The following is a 17,268-nucleotide window of genomic DNA, read 5'->3' as shown; positions in this document are numbered from 1 at the left end:
AGTCAGGCTTGTCGGCGAGCCTGGTTCGTCAGCGCGAGAAGGCGGGGAATCACCTGCGGAGCCGCTTCGAGGGGTACGACATGCCCGACGCCTGGAAGCACCACGGCCGTCCCGTTCTCCACCGCGCCCGCCAGCTCCTCGACGTCCGCCGTCGGCACGAGCTTGTCCCGCTCTCCCACGATCGCCGTCACCGGAACCGCTCCGACCTGCGACAACGCCGATTCCCGCGTGTAGGCGTCCAGCGCGGGGCGGAACGCGGAGACCGTCTGGGGCCAGTTGCCGCGGATCATCCGCACGGTCAGTTCGACGTCGGCGGGCACCGGGTCGTCGCCGAAGAGCCACCACCGCAGACCGGCGGTCACCGCCTTGCTCGTATGCTCCCGCACCAGGCCGATCAGCTTCGTCCCGAAGACGATCTCCAGGTCCCGGCCGAGCTTCCCGAGCGCGTTCGGCCAGATCGCGTCCGGCGTGACGCCGCCCGCCGACGTGGCGAGCAACCCGATTCCCGCCACCCTCGCCGCGAAGACGTCCGGATGGCGCTGGGCGAGCGACAGGATCGCGAGTCCGCCCATGTCGTGGCCGACCAGTACCACCTTGCCGCCGGGAACCACCTTGTCCAGGACCTCGGCCAGATCGTCGGCGAGTTTCCCCATGGTCGCCGACGAAGCCCGGACCGCACCGGATTCGCCGTGGCCTCGCTGGTCGTAGGCCACCACCGCCAGTGGTTCCTCCGGGGACGCCTCGGCCAGCACCGGCGCGATGGCACGCCAGCTTCGCCTGTCGAGGGCGTACCCGTGGAGGAGCACCACGGTCACCGGCGCCGACGGATCACCCCAGCGCTCGAAGTGCAGGGGTGTCCCGTCTGCGGCCAGCAGACCGGGCATCAGGCAGAGCGGAGGAAGCGGTCGAGTACCCGCACGCCGAACTTCAGCGCGTCGACCGGGACCCGCTCGTCGACCCCGTGGAACAGCGCGGAGAAGTCGAGGTCCGCGGGCAGCTGCAGCGGGGCGAACCCGAAGTTGCGGATCCCCAGCGACTGGAACGACTTCGCGTCGGTTCCGCCGGAGAGCATGTACGGGAGCGTGCGGGCGCCCGGGTCCTCGGCGAGGACCGCGTTGGTCATCGCGTCGACGAGGGCACCGTCGAAGGTCGTCTCGACCGGCGGCAGCTCCATCCATTCCTTCTCGATGTCCGGACCGAGGATCTCCTCGAGTTCGGCGTTGAACGCCTCGAGCCTGCCGGGGAGGATCCGGCAGTCGACCGAAGCCTCCGCGACGGACGGGATGACGTTCGACTTGTAGCCCGCGGTGAGCATCGTCGGGTTCGCCGTGTCGCGCAGGGTCGCGCCGATCATCCGGGAGATGTTGCCGAGTTTGGCAACGGATCCCTCGATGTCGTCCTCGGGGAAGTCCCAGCCGGTGATCTCGGTGACGCCGTCCAGGAACTCGCGGACGGAGTCGGTCATGACCAGCGGGAAGCGGTGGTTGCCCAGCCTGGCGACGGCCTCGGACAGCTTGGTGACGGCGTTGTCGCGGTGGATCATCGAGCCGTGGCCGGCGGTGCCGCGCACCCGCAGCTTCATCCAGCGGATGCCCTTTTCGGCCGTCTCGATGAGGTACGCGCGGACGTTGTCCTTCAGCGTGATCGAGAAGCCGCCGACCTCGCTGATCGCCTCGGTGACGCCTTCGAACAGTTCGGGCCGGTTCTCGACCAGCCACTGTGCCCCGTACTTGCCGCCCGCCTCCTCGTCGGCGAGGAACGCGAAGACGAGGTCACGCGGCGGGACGATGCCGTTGATCTTGTAGTGGCGGGCCAGCGCGAGCGCCATACCGCACATGTCCTTCATGTCGACCGCGCCGCGGCCCCACACGTAGTCGTCCTGGATCGCGCCGGAGAACGGGTGCACCGACCACTCCGAAGCGTCGGCGGGAACGGCGTCGAGGTGACCGTGGATCAGGAGCGCGCCGCGCGACGGGTCGGCGCCCGGCAGCCGGACGATCACGTTGTGGCGGTTCTTGCCGCCGGACTCGACATAGGTGATCTCGTAGCCCGCGTCGGTGAGCTTCTCGGCGACGTACTCCGCCGCGGCGCGTTCACCGACCAGCGTGTCGGGGTCACCCGTGTTGGTGGTGTCGATGCGGATCAGTTCACTGGTGAGGGTGACTGCCTCTTCGGCGGCTGCTTCGATCAAATTCGGTTCGGTCACCAGGCATTCCTACCACTGGTGGAGCCCGCCGACCCGTTGCCACCGCTGGGTGGACAGCGTGTGACCGCCCACTCCCCCTCCGCGGAGTGGCGACGGCACACTGCTCGGAAACCCCCGCCAGAGCTCGATGCAGTACGTGCTCCGACAGCTCCAGCTGAGGCCTCGCGGACCGGTCCGCGCATGAACCATGCCTGCCCATGGAACGAGCCGGGCGCGGCATCCGCTTGTTCGAACGCGACACTCCTGCGGAGGCCGAGACCGCAAGCATTAGCCTCGCCTCAGCTGCGGCCGCGCAGCCGGCCGATCACAGCGCCCCGGAGTCTGCCGGGGCCCACGGCAGACTCCGACGGGCCGTAGCGCGTTTGGCCTGATCAGGACCGGTTAGAGCCGAAGCGAGCTGAACGTCCTCCGGCCCACAGAGGGCCCAGCTCTCCGCGCTGGATTGGGTCCGGACAGCCTGAACGGAATCTCGTGGGTAATCGCATCGACGATGCGATGCCAATAGCAGCGCGAGCTGCTGCTCCTCTTCAACTGGCCTGCGCAAGGTCCCACCGAATCAACGATTCTCAACCCGTCGTCGCTTGCTTCGATTGAGTCACCGAAGAATGCGGTACCGTAGTTTTCGGAAATAGTTCTCGACTGAAACGGAAAATGGGATGGCCGGGCACAGCGATGTTCACACCTCCACCTCGAAACTGAGGACATCACGCGGACAGCCGCCAGAAAGGTCCGATGTCTGCGGCCATCCTTCCTGGGCTACTTACGAAGCTGTGCTTAGATTGGCCCTGCTGGCCAGACCTTTGCCCGGCTCCGTCACCGACCTCTCGCAACCCATATGTGGGTGATACCTGTGGGTATCCCCCACATATTGATGTAGCGATTATCGAGCCTTCTGAAGCAAACCTCGAAACAGGATTAGCGGCATGACCTGGGCTGACATTCCTGGCATTCTGGGGGTGTGTCCAGGTCCTCGCGTTCCGAAACGGAACTTCGCCCGTCCATGCTGCGTCAGTACTCCGACAAGACGCTCAGCTGCTACCGCGCACGCCTCGCGCACTACCAGCACTGGTGCCACCTTCGCGGCTACCAGACCGGCACGAACGCGATCACGGCCGCCAAGGTCCTGGAGTACGTCGACGACCAGATCGCACGCTGGGACGACACCGACGACCGAGGCACTGACGCCTACCCCAGGTACCGGCCCGACACCATCCGGCAGACCATCAACGCGCTGGTCTACTGGGCCGAACGCAGCACAGGCCAGGCACCCGACGACCGCGCCGCCAAACAAGCCCTCCGCGGCTTCACCGACACCTTCAACCGAACCCACCCGCCGGCCTGGCGCGTCGCCGGACGACGATCACCACGGCCACGCCGCGCGGCGATCCCGCGTCCGCTCGACGTCGGCAGCGGGCGGCCATGACCACGCGCGAACAGGATCTCGCGCTGGCCCAGCGAGTTCGAGGGTGTTGACCGCGTCCAGGTATGTCGAGGTCGCGACCGCGGACGACGCGTGGACCTGTTCCATGCGATCACCGGCGAGGTCGTTCGACTCGATTCAGACCATCTTGAAGAACTTCGCCCGCAACCATGACTGGCCGGTGAACGCCTTGATCTTCGGTGGTGCCGACGAGCCGGTGACCGAGATCGAGCTTCATCGGGATCCCAGCATGACGCACGGGGTCCCGGACGTACCGCGATGTTGGGCGGCCGTTCGAAGGCTAGCTACCGAGACTGGCTGGATCACGTCGCCGCACAACGCCCCGCCCATGGGGATCATGGTGGGCTTGGGCTTGCGGGAGGGCTACGACCCCGGAGCACTCGGTACGAGCCGAGCGAGGTGACCAGTCGACTCGCCACGAGGGGAACGGAGCGTAGGTGTCACACGGCGCGTCTCGTGTCGGCGCGTCTGGTCGGTGGCAAGGTGCGCGACCACGACGAGGTCGGTGTGGCCGTCCGTGGCCAGGCCGATCTCCGGCCGTTCATCACTGAGCTGGCAGACAGGTTCGCACAAGACCGCTTCGTGGTCACCGACTTCACCGGCCGACGCACCTATGCCATGAAGCGCCGTTTCCGGGGTTGACTAGCAGCGGCCGGCGTAGTGGCGACGTTCCGGTTCTAAAGCCTGCGTATTACGGGCGCGCGCTAGTCGTTGGCAGTGGTCCCGGTCGCGCGTGAGTCGTCCGGCGGAATCAGCTCGACAGTTTTGATCTCGCCGAGGTCGTTGGCGGCCTGGTTGACCGTCTCCAGATGTGGGTTGCGATCGCCAAGGGGATCGCCTTCAGCCCCTGTCTTTTCTTCTGACGTTGGGCTGTTCTCGTCGGGTGCTTGCCACTTGCGTAGCCGGGTGACGCCCTTGGGAGTGGTCTCCGGACGAGGTGACTCGATACCGGAGCTCTCGGTGTATAGGCGGCTTACCCGCTCCAGCCTCTCGTGAAGTAGTTGGCTATGCAGATCTTTCAGTTGTAGCTCCCGCTCTGCGATGTCCTGGCGATGCCGTTGCCACGTCATAATCAGTTCAAGCAAGCGGTGCAATGCGTAGAGCGCGGTCACCCCGTAGCCAACCGGCGCGGAAGTGCGCGCAAGATCGCCGAGCACGGTTATCCACGGGCTGGCCAGGGACGTCCGTACAACGCTGATTCGAGCTGGCGGCAGCGCTCCCCCTGCCGGTGAGTCCCCAACACGCAAAGGTGTAATAGCTGTAGCGTAGCGAGCTAAGGTCAGCAGTGCGGTGACGTTCCGCTCGTAATCCTCCAGAGATGGCCGCTCACCAAGGTCTACTGACAGGTACAGCAGCTCGGCACCGGTTGTCGTGCTTGTCTCAACTGAGGTCGCCACCTCGCCATCGTGCCCTATCTCGCCGATGTGTGATGCGCAACGCGCTGAGCAGGAGGCCCCGATCGACTGACAACGCGCTCGCGTCACTTCTCATGAAAAGTCGTCGCGGGGAACGACCTGCGCGGGCATTCGAGCACGGAACCGCAGGGCCGGAATCCTTCGGGCGTACCGCTGTGACTTACCCGGTTTCCAGTTCACGCCGAGCAGCGGTTACCGCGGACTCGCAAAATGGAGGCCAACTCCGAACCGTGAGCTCTGCCTTGCGGGGTGACCGACACGTGCTGGTTCACCCGGCTGACATGATCACCCGCTCGCCCGATGAAGGATCGTCCTTCAGTCGCCGCGCTCGGCAAGCCGCTCCAGCACCCGCGGAGCGAGTTCAGCGGGGCTGAGCCGATACCGGTGCCAGCGATCGCGCGAGCCCGGCTTGAGAGAGGCGTTGAACCGCAGGCGTCCCCGGCTGTTCGGCGCGCCGGCCTGCGCGGCGAAGTCCTCACTCGGCACCAGCCACGCCGTCATCAAGCGCGCCTCGGTGATATCCACCGCCACGAACAGCAGGTCCAGATCGGGACGTGGCCGGAACGTCTGCGAGCGGACGAACGCCACGAATGCCCCTGCCTGGACCCGTTTACTATTCGACATCCGAGACTTGACCTGCACCGCCAGCGTGGCAGAGCTGCCGCGACGGTTGAACACCAGATCAACGCCTTCATCGTCCACCAGCGACGTGGCCGCATTCAGCTCACCGCGGGACGCGAGAATGCACGCCGACGCCACCAGGTACTCCACAGCCTTTCCCATCCGTCCTGCCGACGGGGACTTGTCCCGGTAGTCCTCCTCGGACTCGTCGGCATCCACAGCCTGAGGTTCCAGCTCGCTCACCTCGCCTCCCTGGCTACGACTGCCCACCTGCCGCGCCACTGCTCGACGTCGGCGGTGTGCACGCTGTGGTGCTTGCTGTCCGGGTTACGGGGCCGCGTGCCGACCCGGTTCATGAACGCCGCATAGCGTTGCTCGACGTCCGCGCGGAACCACTCCGCGGGCATCACATAGAACTCCGGCAGCTCCGGGATGAAGTCCACCAGCACCAGGACCTCGGTGTCGTCCAGCAGCGGCCGGGTGGCGTCGGAGACCTGCCACTCCCCTGTCCGGCGCGCGGTCACCTGCGCGAGTTTCCCGTCCAGACGCAGCCGGTAACGACGACCTTCGGAGATCACCTCGGCCGGACGCCTGGTTCGGACGATCGCTTCGGCCACCGCGAGATGGGCGGCGACCGCGTGGACCTGATCGTTGTTCAACGTGGAGAGATCCACCGATGCTCCTCTGCCGCGTCGGGACGGTCGTAGCAACCCTGCCGTTCCTGTCGGTAAGCGACGCGGGCTGTGTGGATAGTCGCCGGGCAAGGCGAGTTCGTTCCACACCGCAGGTAACGATCAGCCGCGGCCGCCGGCTCGCACTCCGCAGGCTAGCTCTGGCCGCTGGCGACTGCAGCCGTGAGCCAGGTCCCGACCAGGCAGTGTGTAGCCCGGTGAGGCGCGTCGGGGGCGGCGGCCGGCCGCGACTACCGTCCCGGGATGTCGATCATGTGGTCGCGAAATTCACGCGGAACTGGGGATATCGCCCACGCCGCTTACCCACGAGCTAGTCATGCGGGCAATCGAGGCTGGGCTGGCCGAGCCCGAGGACCTCGACTGGAAGCAGCGGCAGTAGCCGCCCGCCCCGGCCCACACCGTCTACAGCTCTGCCGCTCGCAGCGCTGGAGATGTTTGCACTGAGCAGCGAGCACGGCGGAACCGCGAACTTCGTCGGCATGATCGTCGAGGCGGCGATGCCGTGTCCCGAGTGTGTGACCGAGGTCAGAGTGACCGTGTATCGCGGTCCACAGCACGGGCTCGCTTTCGCCGAGCCCGTCTCGCCGGGGAGATCATCCAGGCGGACCTGGAAATGCGCTGGTGCAGCTATCACGGCATGGCGGGAATGACGTTGGTGCGCCAGGACGGCAGCGCGCACACCGGCCTGTAGCTCCCACAGTCACAAACGCACGTCGTCAAGGAATTTTCAGCTCATGCAGTAGCGGTGAGCTCTGGAAGTCGTTAGTTGGAGACGTCGTCGATGGTCACGTTGTCCCAGCGCGGGTGTCCGACGTGGTCAGCGGCCACCGCATCCGGCTACCATAGAGAGATTAGGGGTCGAGGAGTTCGTGTGACGGCGAGTCCATGACTCGCTCATAGTCACCGGTTAGAAGACGTTCTCTTGGGCTTGCATGAAACCGTAGCGATGCGCCATCTCCACCATTACCGACTGGATCAGGTGACGTCGTGAGGCCGGATTCAGCCCAGGCGCCGAGGGCACCGAGACGAACAACTCGGTCAGCTGGTCACGGCGATCACTGTGTCCCAAAGGGTCCAAGTCGAGGACATCGGCCAGAAGCAGTTGTCGACCGGACCCGTGATTATGCGGCGCCTCGGCGCTGATCGACAGTTCCATCCGCGGGACCCCACCCCAGAAGCTTTGCGCAATGAGACCGTGTCCGCCAGGGTCGATCAGCGGGGGCAGCATCTCTGCCGCGGTGACCCAGGCAGCCTCGAAGAACTCGACCAGCTCGCCCACCGACCATCGCAGATCTGCCACCGGATCGTTCAAGGCTCGTGCCCACGCATGGAAGTTCTCGACACGGACCTCGGCGCACGTGACGACCGCGGAACCGTGCGACGCCGATGGCAGGGTCATCATCACTTCGGCGGACAACGCGGGCTCCCCGTCTGGGGCGGTGATCGAGCTGATCTGGCTCAGCCGGTCGCTGGCGTTGCCATGGGTACCCGGGACCCACGTGCTCGGGGTCAATTTCCCGCCACGCCAGGACGACAGGCTCGTGGTGAATCTCCCCAGCGCGCTGGACGGCATCAGGGGAAGCGCCTCGTCTAGCGCGCCCGGGGTGAGCTTGGCGTAGTCAGCGTCGGCGAAGGGCAGGATCGCCAGTACCCGCGCCCGCAACTGCGGCGGATTCAGCGAACCGGTCCAGGAACGCGTCGCCATCGACGTCGTCGTGCTGGGCGTCGGGTCAGGTTCCCACCGCCAGTGACGCCCACGTGGGTCGGGCCAGCGCAACAGTCGGCCGCGGCCCCAGCGCCCGCCGGACAACCGCACCGTCTGAGCATCACGACCCACGATGCGCACGAACGCCGAAACTCCTGACGGGAACCCGAGCGCACCCAGTGCATCGCCGTCCGGAGCGCCGCTTCCCTGCTCACGCAGCGCCAGCCAGATCTCCTCGGCGACCGCCACGGGCCGGTACTGGGGCTGAGCGCACAGAACCCAGCCGGCCTCTTGTCCCGGCTCCCGGAAGTGCTGCGCCACGCCCGGGCCGATCGAGTCGGCATCGGAGACAGGATTGCCCAGCACAAAGTGCATCTCGGCGAGGTCGCTGACAGCCTTCCGGAGCACTCCGCTCCAGCGGGGATCGGTGCCACCGACTGGGTACTTCGGCTGCTCGTCGCGCGGAGCCTGGATGGCCGCGAGGACGGCGGCGAGCTTGTCGTCACCGTCTCCGGAGTTGGCGTAGCCCAGGCCGATGAGGTGCCGGATTTCGTGCGGCCGCAGCCACCGGGTGCCGTCTCCGTCCCGCACCGGGACGGAGACGGCGGTCTTGCTCACCTCGGCGGTTCCGGTCGGGGCCGGAATGGCGAATAGCTGGCTTGATCGCGGCTGGGCCGGAATGTCGATGACAAGCACTCCGGTCTCGTTGCCGCGATCGATCCATTCGACCGTCACCTCTCGTAGGGCGGGCAGCACCCGGGCGGCGATGACCTGACGGTGCTGATCGAGGTTGACCAGCTTGTGGGGAACCGGGTTGAGAGCCTCGACGATCTCTTCGCCGTGTTCCTTCCGGGCGGAGAAGCCCACCAGCAACAGGCCGCCGTGCGGCGTATTCGCGAACGCCGCCACGTCCTTGGCCAGCTCGTCGGCCCCTTTGGGCTGGTCCAGACGGTAGATGCCGTCCTTCACATCGAGCCACGCACATTCCCGCTCCCCTAGCAATGCCTCGGCGTCGCGTCGCCGCAGAGCCCGCCGTGCGCGTTCCAGATCGAAAGCCGTCATGCCCCATCTTCCCGTGTGGTGCGAGATGTCCGTGTCGTCGGGTACGAACCGCCGTGTCCATTGAGGTAGAGCGTCTGCAGTGTCGCGCGGCCGACGCCTGGATCGGACGGAGGATCGGCGATGCGGCCGGTCGGCGACACTGGTGCTGTGCCCGAGGAGGGCTTCGAGGTTCCCCCGGCTATCGCGTCGTGGAGCCGTCGCCTTCACTGCAGAGTGAAGAGCCATCGGAATCCGGCCTGCGTCGGGCATCGCCGACGACCGACGGGCCCCGTCCGCTTGTAGCATGCGGCGTGCCTGTTCACGGGGAACAGGGCAGGGATATGGGGTGGTGCAGCCGGTGGACTTCGGCGTGGTTGTTGAGCGGTGGGTCCGTCGTCGCTCCTCAGATGACGGTGACGATCCGCCTTTCACGCTGGATGTGGATGGATTCCTTCCGCGGCCTGGCGGGCAAGAGGCCGAGTGGCTTCGGCCGAGCGAAGCGAGCTGTCACGCGCGTGGGTGTTGCTGGGCGAGCCGGGATCGGGCAAGACCACCACCTTCAAACAGCACAGCTTGGACCACGACCAGACCGAACTTCCGCTACCTGGAGAGCCAGGAACAATCTGGGTGACTGGCTCGGAACTCGCAGATGCGAGGTCCGCCCAGGAGGTTGTCGGGGTTTACCTTGACGCGCTTCCCTCGATCGCCGACGGCGACGTGCTGCTCATCATTGATCAACTTGACGAGAGCCCATTCCTGCATCAATTTCCGAAGTGGCTGAAACACAAGCTCGCTACGCGGAACACTCAGCGGCTACGGATCTGGATCGCGTGCCGCACCGCGGAGTATCGCCACGAACTCACCCGGATCCTCGATGACGCGCTGAAGTCCTGTGTGGTGGGCGATCTCGCACCGCTGACCCGGGAGGACGCCGAGGAGTTGGTGGCCAGCGTCGGAACAGACGCCCCGTCGTTTCTCGACACCGTGGTGGCCAACGCTGCCGGTGTCCTGGCCAGCGTCCCGCTCACGCTGAAGGTCTTGTTGTCGGCCTCCGCTAAGGACCCTGCTGTACTCCAGACCGGCCCGAAACGGCTGTTCGAGCAAGGGCTCGCCGCGCTGGCTGACGAACACGACGGCGACCGGAACCCCGCACAAGTCACCACGACCCGGGAACAGCGGCTGGCGATCGCCACGCGCATTGCCGCGCATCTGCTGCTCAGTGGCCGGCGCACCATCTATACCGGGTTCGTCGGTGACCAGTCCGATCAGGCGGTACCGGTCGGTGCGGTCATCGGCGACGAGGAATCTGCCGGTGCGGGCACGTTCGAGGTCACCAAACCGCGAGTCAACGAAACACTCGCCACCGCCCTGTTTTCCCGCACCACTCGGAACACCGCGATGTTCGCGCACTCCTCCTTCGCCGCGTTCCTCACTGCTCGGTACCTCGCCGCGAGGCTCACCGCTCCCGCGCCCATTCCGACCCCGCAGCTCTCTGGGCTGTTCCTGGTGAGCGCTCCCGATGAAGACACCGCCGCCATCCCTGAGCATCTGCGCGAAACCGCAGCGTGGCTGCTGGCCCACGCCCCCGCCCAGACACGATGGCTGGCCATCGCGGACCCCGAAAGCCTGGTCAGCCACAGTGCCACCATCACCGACCCAGAAATCCGCGCCCTGCTGGTCGAAGGGCTCCTCCACCGCGCAGACCGGATCGAACTGACAGACAGGTCCTGGCAGCGCGCGCGATGGCACCTCTCCCACCCTGGTCTGGCCAGCCAGCTCAACGCCGCACTGACAACAGAACCGGGCACCCCCGGTGACGGCTGGACCGGGCTTGCGCGCGTTCGGCTGGCGGTGCGCCTGGCCCAGGATTCCGGACTGGCCGAACTCGCTGAGCCGCTACTCGACATCGCGGAAACGGATACCTGGCCTGTGGCGCTACGGCAAAGCGCCGCGAAGGCCGCTATGAGCGCCTCTTCAGCCACCGCCGCGCCCCGTCTTGTCACCCTGCTGGCCACGCTCACTCCGGATCAGGACGATGCGACCGGTTCCGAGCAGCCTGCATGGGACCACGTGAGCGAACTCGTGGGGACACTTCTGCAGATCCTGTGGCCTCAGCGTTTGCCGTTCGCTGCCGCACTGCCCCACATCCGGCCCGTCACCACCCGCCACTTCATCGGCATGCACCTGATCCAAGTCCGAACCTTCCCGCTCGACGTCACAGAGCAGGACCTGCCGGCACTGCTCACCCACACCGAGCACACGCTCCACGCGCACGGAATCGGACTACACCAGCCCGATCACCCAGCCGATGATCAGAGCGACGAGGCCGATCCCACGGCAGCGTCCCTTGACCTCTTCTCCTTGAGCAGCGACCACGTACGCAGCCTGCGGGACTTCGTCGCCCCGATTGTCGACCGGGTGCTGGCGTCCGAACAGCCACACCAGTACCTGCCCAGAATCGCCCGGATTCTGCTGCGGTTTCTGCGGTCCCGCGACCGCATACCGCTACCCTCCGCTGTCGACCTGCGCGATCCCGATGGCGGCGAACCCCCGCACACCACAGCACTCCGCCGGCAACTGGCCGAAGAACTCATCCGCGCCGCCCCCGCCAGCAGCGACCCGAGCCACGACGACTGGATCAGCACGGCCGTCCTATCCCGCTGGGGACAGCATCTGCCGAAGGTAGGAGAAGTCCTGCCCTCAGGCACCGAGCGAGCGGACCGAACACGGCTACTCGACGCCGATGACGCGCAATGGGCGGCAGGCCGAGCCCAGCACTACGAAGTCGACGCCCCAGAGCTGGCCGAAACCTTCGAACGCCTCGCGCTCGCACTCACGCCCAGCGGGAACGACACCGCACTCACCGACACGTCGGCGGAGGAACAAGAGCCGGCCTGGCAGCAAGCCGACACCTTCGCCGCCGCTCAACGCAAGCGGCTCAACCGTGCCGTCGCGGGCGACTCTGATTCCTACTGGCAACTAGTCAAAGACCTCACGGTCAACCCGGTCACCGGGCAGTACGAGTTCGTCACCTCCTGGGACGTCAGCACCTACCCTGGGGCAGCACTCTGGCCCGCGGATGAGCTCCGCGATCAGCTGCGACTGGCGTCCCAGCGGTACCTTGCCACCGAGCACGACCACCATCAAGAATGGCTCGGAACCAACGCCAGTGACTGGCGCGCCTACGCTGGATACGCCGCCCTAGCCACCCTTCATGCCGCCGACAACGACACCGGCTTTGGCCTCACCACCGTCCCGGACGACCGCTGGGCAGGATGGGTAGGGGCGATCCTGGCGTTTTCCGACCACTTCGGCGCCGTTCCCGATCTCGCCCACGATCTCGTCAGCCGCGCGGCCCAGCACGTACCGACACAGCTGGTGACAGCCGTCGAGCAGTACGTCCGAACCCATCTGACCTACGCCACCCACTCCGTAGTCCTGCCAGGCTTTCCTTCACAGCTCACACCAACCCTCACCTCATTGGCGGAGGAACTGCACTCAGCACTCCGAGACACCTCACCAGACACGACGCCCGATGCGCCCCTTCCCAAACCGTCGGTAACCACCGACGGCCCACTCGTCGTCTCGGCTCACGAACGTGTTTATGAAGCTGCACTGCTCACCTGGTCCAACCTGCTGCGGCAGCCTTTGCGCTTTGGTGACCCCAAAGCCATCGACCTCGCCGAACGGACCATAGCCAGCCACCTCGCCGAACCGGCAAGCGACATCGACCTCAAACTGGCCACCGCCGCGGGGGCCACGCTCCTCGCCGTCGACGCCGCGCAACACTGGCCCACGATCCGCCAGGCAGTCGCCACCTCAGAGCAGTTCGCGCAGAATCTGGCGATTGCCTGCGCCTCCAGCGAGGACACCACGACGATCCTCGAAGTCGTGGACGAAGCCGACCTCGCCGACCTCTATCGCTGGCTCACCACCGCGTTCCCGCCCGAGACCGACACCTACCAGACCGGCTTCAACTGGGTCAGCCCCGAACGCCGGGTACATGACTGGCGCCGCGACATCCTGTCCGGCCTAGCAGCCCACGGCTCACCCGAAGCTGTTCACCAACTCCGGTCACTCGTCCACGCTTACCCCGCAGAACTCAACGTGCATGCCGCCTTGCTCGACGCCCGCCAGGCCGCGCAAGCCGCAGCCGTCGGCCACCTCACCAGCGACGAGGTCACCGCACTACTCAACAACCGCTCCCGACGCGTGGTCCGCACCGCGACACAACTGGCCGAAGTCGTCATCGAGGCACTGGACAGCATCGCAGCCGATCTCCCAACGCACGGGAACCTGCTCTGGGACTGCGAACGCATCAAGAACGCCCCCAAAGGAAAACCCAGCGAACGATGGCGCCCCAAGCCAGAAGGAGCGCTCGGCGCCTACCTCGCGCACGAACTCAAACTCCGGCTCGAACACAGCCGGATCGTCGTCAACCGCGAAGTCATGGTCCGCCCCACCGACACCGGCGACTCTGGCGAACGCCCCGACATCGTCATCAACGCACACGCACCCGACGACCACACCGCAGAAGCACCGATCATCAGCATTCCCCTGGAAATCAAAGGCTCCTGGCACAAGGAGACCCTTGCTGCTCAAGATACCCAACTCGCCCAGCGCTACCTCACCAACATGAAAACCACAGCAGGCGTCTACGTGGTCGGCTGGTACTCCCTCGAAGAATGGAATACCACGACTACCGATGACTACCGCAAGTCCAGGGCAAATCAACTCGGCTCGTCATCTGAGCTGAAAACTCTTCTACAGCAACAAGCCGCCACCATCCAAAACACGGCAGCCCGCCGGACCTACCCCTACGTACTCACAGTTCCGCGCGCAACGCCGGCTCAGTAATGACGCCACGCGCAACCCTGGCAACAGCAGCCAATCACCCAGGCCGAAGGCGCTCTCACTCGCTTCGAGCGCCGCATCTCGTCTGGGCCCCGGGCGGCGAGGGCAAGACTCGCCTGCCGACCACTGCGCCGGGCGGTCGCTGAACGACGGCTGGATAGTCCTGCAGGGCCGGCCCCGCGGCAGGGCCTCAACGAGCCGGTCATCGGCCTCGCCGGGCCGACTACCTCGTGCTGATCGATGAGCGGTGGGGCGACAGTGGGCTCGCGTAACGAAGCCCGCGCTGCCTAGCGGGGAGCACCAGCGTGGAGGACCCCGCGCGAGTAACGCTGCAGCCGCGGTCGGCGACTTGCCGATGTCCGATCAACACGCGGAAAGGTACGCCTGTGACAAGTGTGTGGGATCGCCTGTCGGTGCTGGCGAAGGTCGTCGACGTTCTCCAGCAGGTGTCCCCTGAGCCGCCAGGCCACCACCTCGGCCGCCCGTACGCGACGGCCTACCAGGTGGCCATCGCGCTGGATTCGAAGTATCCCGAGGTCGCCCGCGAACTCGGCTTCGAGATCGGCGGCGCCGAGACCGGGCGGCACAACAGCCTCGCGCAGTACCTGGGCCAACAGCTGTCGTCGCGCATCGCTCGCGACGGTGACACGAGCGCGGTCGAAGGCGCCTTTCTATCCAGCGACCACGTGGCCACCATGGAATTCGTCGATGCCCGCGGCGGTCATCACGCCAGCAGCCTCGTCGACAGTGGATTCCCGCTGACGCTGTTCCGCATCCGCCCCATCACCCCACAGCCATGACCACCGCCCCGCACGTGCAGCGCCTGATCGAAGCCGCCACGGAACTCGACATCCAGCCCCGCAGCCGACGGTGGGCGCACCTGCCGATATGCGTGCTCGACGCGGTCTTCTCGATCAACGCCCGCTACACCAGCACGATCGCCGTCTGCGACCGCTACGCCAAACACCAGGGTCTCGTCCCCCACCTCGTCAACGTAGCCGACCTCGCAACAGTCGCCGGTACCGTCGCCGAGCAGCCCGTCGACGCACTGGCGCAACTGGGCCGCCGCCTCGGGCCAGACCGGCTCGCCGCCGAAATCCTGCACAACCGCGGCCGCACCAGCACACGAGGCGGCGTGCTCAAGGCGGACGCCGCCGTACGCTACGCCGACATCCTCGCCGACTCCGACGTGCACACACTCGACGACGTCACCACACTCCTAGCCGACCTCCCCCGGCTCGACGCCGTCGAAAGCCGACTCCGTACCGTCCCCGGAAACGGCGAACACGACATCCGGCTCAGATACCTCTGGATGCTGGCCGGCGACGACGAACAGGTGAAGCCGGACCGGAAGGTGCTCCGCTGGCTGGGTCTAACAGTCGGGTGCCACGTCGATGTCCTAGTCGCGCGACAGCTGCTCTCTGAGGCCGCAGCCGCGCTGGACCAGACCCCCTGGGAGCTCGACCACGCCATCTGGAAAGCCAGCTGATCCGAGTCCGTTGGCCGTTACGGTCAGCTCTGAGGCTCGGTGATGGTCGTACTCGGCAGACGTCTCCGCGAAATCGCCGTCCAGATTCCGATCAGTAAGGTCAATGATCTCATCCTGTTCCTCCAGCCGTTCCCTCCCTCGCCTGCGATCAAGTTGATCCGGCGCAGCGTCTGCCCAGCGGCACACCGCACGCTCGCGTAAAGAACAGATCTCGGCCACAACGGAAGCCACCCCACGCGACACCCGGTCGGCTTGATGCTGGCTCGGCAACGGCGACGTCGACATGACGTCGACTTCAGCAGCGCCCAGAACCACGCAACGCAAAACAGGATCCGGCACGGCCCGCTCGCACCCTCTGCGGTCGACAGCGGAGGCAGAGGCGGCCCGCGCGCAGCTGGCTTTCCTGGCCGCAGCGCGAGCAGGTGTAGGACGGGCGGAAATCGGCGCAGCCGGTGCAGATCGCGAGGGCGTCGGCAGGCCGGAGGCCAGAGAGGAGCCGGTGCTCTCCGCACTCGGGACAGCGCCCGCAGACGCGCAGGGCGCGGCATTCACAGGTGCGGCAGACCGGCCCGTCCGGCCAGACCGCGGCGAAAAAGCCGAACCGGCCGCAGCGCGCGCAGGTCCGCTTGTGCCAGCGCTCCAGCTGCTCCGGCGTGCGGTAGGCGGGCCTCACTCGCCGGGCAGGACCCGCGCGGCCCGGGGCCGCAGCTTCGCGACCGCGGCCGACGGCGCGGGACGGTATGCCGACGAGGTCGAGCGGCATCCGTACGCGCGCTGCCTGACCGAGCCCGCCTCGCCGTGCCGGTCACGGTCGGGCGCGGTCGCTGGGAGCTACCACACCGGCCGCTTCGCCAAGGTTCCCCGGCTGGCGAAGAACCTGCGCGTGCCCACCCCGGCCGACCGCGGGCCGGGACAGCCGTGGCGGCCGGGGAAGCCTCCGCCCGCGCCGATCGCTCCGAGCGCAGACATCCGGATCGGCTACGCCCGCTGCTCGCACCTGACCCAGGAACTGCAGTCCCAGCTCAACGCCCTCGTCGGCCACGGCGTCCCCCGCGAGAAGATCTTCGCCGAGAAGATCTCCACCCGCATCCGCGGTCCGGCCGCAGTTCGAGGCCGCCCGGCAAATCAAGGCGCACGCCCCGCATCGCCGGGTCATCTTCACCGTCTACGAGATGAAACGCCATGGCCGCGACTCCGCCGAACTCACCGCGCTGTCCGATCACCTCACCGCGCACGGGATCCTGCTGGAAATGCTCGCCGGGCCGATCCCCGGCATCTACGACCCTTCCGGCACCGGGAGGATGCTGTTCGGGTTCTTCGCTGCGATGGCGGAAACCGACCGCGAAACCATCCGGGAGTCCACACTGGAGGGGCTCAACGCCGCCGCGCGCAATGGAAACCACGGCGGACGACCGCCGGTGATCACCGACGACATGCTCCACACCGTGCTCCGCCGCCGCGCGAACGGCGAGTCCGTCGAGGGCATCCGTGCCGACCTCTACATCCCCACCGGCAAACGCCAAGGCAAAAGCCCGAGTCTCGCCAGCATCTACCGGGCACTCGCCGACCACGAGCGACGCCAGCGCCACCCCGAGGCCGTCGACCAGGCCCGCGACGACTTCGCCGCCCTGCAGGTGAACGCCTGACCGCCCCGGACGCGGCGCGTGTCCCGCGACTGGTCAGACCAGCGGGGACGAGTACAAGCGGCCCGCAAGCACTCAGCCGCATTGGAACTCGACCGCGACGGGCCGGTCCGGGCAGGTGGGACAGACGAAGAGGTACACGTCGCCACAGTCACCGAGCA

General features: G+C 66.7%; 13 protein-coding genes. 6 read left to right on the top strand and 7 right to left on the bottom strand.

All coding sequences use genetic code 11. The features are described 5' to 3' along the window. Window positions 1–2: 2 nt before the first annotated feature. Together ACZ3HL_RS23620 and ACZ3HL_RS23615 are read right to left on the bottom strand one after the other, a co-directional pair. Window positions 3–884: an alpha/beta fold hydrolase gene (locus ACZ3HL_RS23620; protein ID WP_465533699.1), complete on the bottom strand. Its 882-nt coding sequence runs from the start codon at window positions 882–884 to the stop codon at window positions 3–5. Next, entirely contained in the window at window positions 884–2,206 is a 1,323-nt protein-coding gene (locus ACZ3HL_RS23615; protein WP_465411394.1) for a M20/M25/M40 family metallo-hydrolase, read from the bottom strand. Before ACZ3HL_RS23615 ends, ACZ3HL_RS23620 begins: the two co-directional genes overlap by 1 nt. Before the next feature lie 958 nt (window positions 2,207–3,164). On the opposite strand from ACZ3HL_RS23615, the gene ACZ3HL_RS23610 reads away from it, so the two are divergent. After that, window positions 3,165–3,629 carry a hypothetical protein gene (locus ACZ3HL_RS23610; protein WP_465533697.1) on the top strand — a complete coding sequence of 155 codons (465 nt, stop codon included), beginning with the start codon at window positions 3,165–3,167 and terminating at the stop codon, window positions 3,627–3,629. 474 nt (window positions 3,630–4,103) lie between these two features. Further along, complete coding sequence (locus ACZ3HL_RS23605; protein ID WP_465533695.1) at window positions 4,104–4,289, top strand: hypothetical protein; 186 nt, start codon at window positions 4,104–4,106, stop codon at window positions 4,287–4,289. 62 nt (window positions 4,290–4,351) lie between these two features. Here ACZ3HL_RS23605 and ACZ3HL_RS23600 read toward each other — a convergent pair whose 3' ends face one another. From ACZ3HL_RS23600 to ACZ3HL_RS23585, 4 genes are all read right to left on the bottom strand, one after another. Beyond that, the gene (locus ACZ3HL_RS23600) at window positions 4,352–5,044 is read right to left on the bottom strand and encodes a hypothetical protein (RefSeq protein WP_465533693.1); all 693 of its coding nucleotides are present in this window, start codon (window positions 5,042–5,044) and stop codon (window positions 4,352–4,354) included. Window positions 5,045–5,377: 333 nt separating this feature from the next. Further along, entirely contained in the window at window positions 5,378–5,926 is a 549-nt protein-coding gene (locus ACZ3HL_RS23595) for a hypothetical protein (protein ID WP_465533691.1), read from the bottom strand. Continuing rightward, on the bottom strand, window positions 5,923–6,357 hold the full coding sequence (locus tag ACZ3HL_RS23590) for a hypothetical protein (RefSeq protein WP_465533689.1): 435 nt from the start codon (window positions 6,355–6,357) through the stop codon (window positions 5,923–5,925). The genes ACZ3HL_RS23595 and ACZ3HL_RS23590 overlap by 4 nt, the downstream gene beginning before the upstream one ends. Window positions 6,358–7,282: 925 nt before the next feature. Next, window positions 7,283–9,142 carry a hypothetical protein gene (locus tag ACZ3HL_RS23585; protein ID WP_465533687.1) on the bottom strand — a complete coding sequence of 620 codons (1,860 nt, stop codon included), beginning with the start codon at window positions 9,140–9,142 and terminating at the stop codon, window positions 7,283–7,285. A gap of 459 nt (window positions 9,143–9,601) precedes the next feature. Between ACZ3HL_RS23585 and ACZ3HL_RS23580 the strand changes: the two genes are divergently transcribed. The 3 genes from ACZ3HL_RS23580 (at window position 9,602) to ACZ3HL_RS23570 (ending at window position 15,464) form a co-directional block, all read left to right on the top strand. Then, entirely contained in the window at window positions 9,602–13,978 is a 4,377-nt protein-coding gene (locus ACZ3HL_RS23580) for a hypothetical protein (protein ID WP_465533685.1), read from the top strand. A gap of 383 nt (window positions 13,979–14,361) precedes the next feature. Beyond that, entirely contained in the window at window positions 14,362–14,775 is a 414-nt protein-coding gene (locus ACZ3HL_RS23575) for a hypothetical protein (RefSeq protein ID WP_465533683.1), read from the top strand. Further along, window positions 14,772–15,464 (top strand): hypothetical protein, encoded by a 693-nt coding sequence (locus ACZ3HL_RS23570; protein WP_465533681.1) that lies wholly within the window; start codon window positions 14,772–14,774, stop codon window positions 15,462–15,464. Before ACZ3HL_RS23575 ends, ACZ3HL_RS23570 begins: the two co-directional genes overlap by 4 nt. 831 nt (window positions 15,465–16,295) lie before the next feature. Here the strand turns inward: ACZ3HL_RS23570 and ACZ3HL_RS23565 are convergent. Then, window positions 16,296–16,433, bottom strand: a complete 138-nt coding sequence (locus tag ACZ3HL_RS23565) for a hypothetical protein (RefSeq protein WP_465533679.1) — start codon at window positions 16,431–16,433, stop codon at window positions 16,296–16,298. Window positions 16,434–16,588: 155 nt separating this feature from the next. Here ACZ3HL_RS23565 and ACZ3HL_RS23560 point away from each other — a divergent pair, with 155 nt between their 5' ends. Beyond that, window positions 16,589–17,110, top strand: a complete 522-nt coding sequence (locus tag ACZ3HL_RS23560) for a recombinase family protein (protein ID WP_465534044.1) — start codon at window positions 16,589–16,591, stop codon at window positions 17,108–17,110. Window positions 17,111–17,268 lie beyond the last annotated feature (158 nt).

This window comes from Amycolatopsis sp. NPDC000009 (assembly GCF_055563465.1).
This window is presented reverse-complemented; position numbering and strand designations above follow the sequence as displayed.

What these genes read in the sequence shown, in the direction of transcription:
- ACZ3HL_RS23620 (WP_465533699.1), bottom strand. Translation starts at nt 884, where the DNA reads ATGCCCGGTCTGCTGGCCGCAGACGGGACACCCCTGCACTTCGAGCGC.
- ACZ3HL_RS23585 (WP_465533687.1), bottom strand. Translation starts at nt 9,142, where the DNA reads ATGACGGCTTTCGATCTGGAACGCGCACGGCGGGCTCTGCGGCGACGC.
- ACZ3HL_RS23570 (WP_465533681.1), top strand. Translation starts at nt 14,772, where the DNA reads ATGACCACCGCCCCGCACGTGCAGCGCCTGATCGAAGCCGCCACGGAA.
- ACZ3HL_RS23565 (WP_465533679.1), bottom strand. Translation starts at nt 16,433, where the DNA reads ATGTCTGCGCTCGGAGCGATCGGCGCGGGCGGAGGCTTCCCCGGCCGC.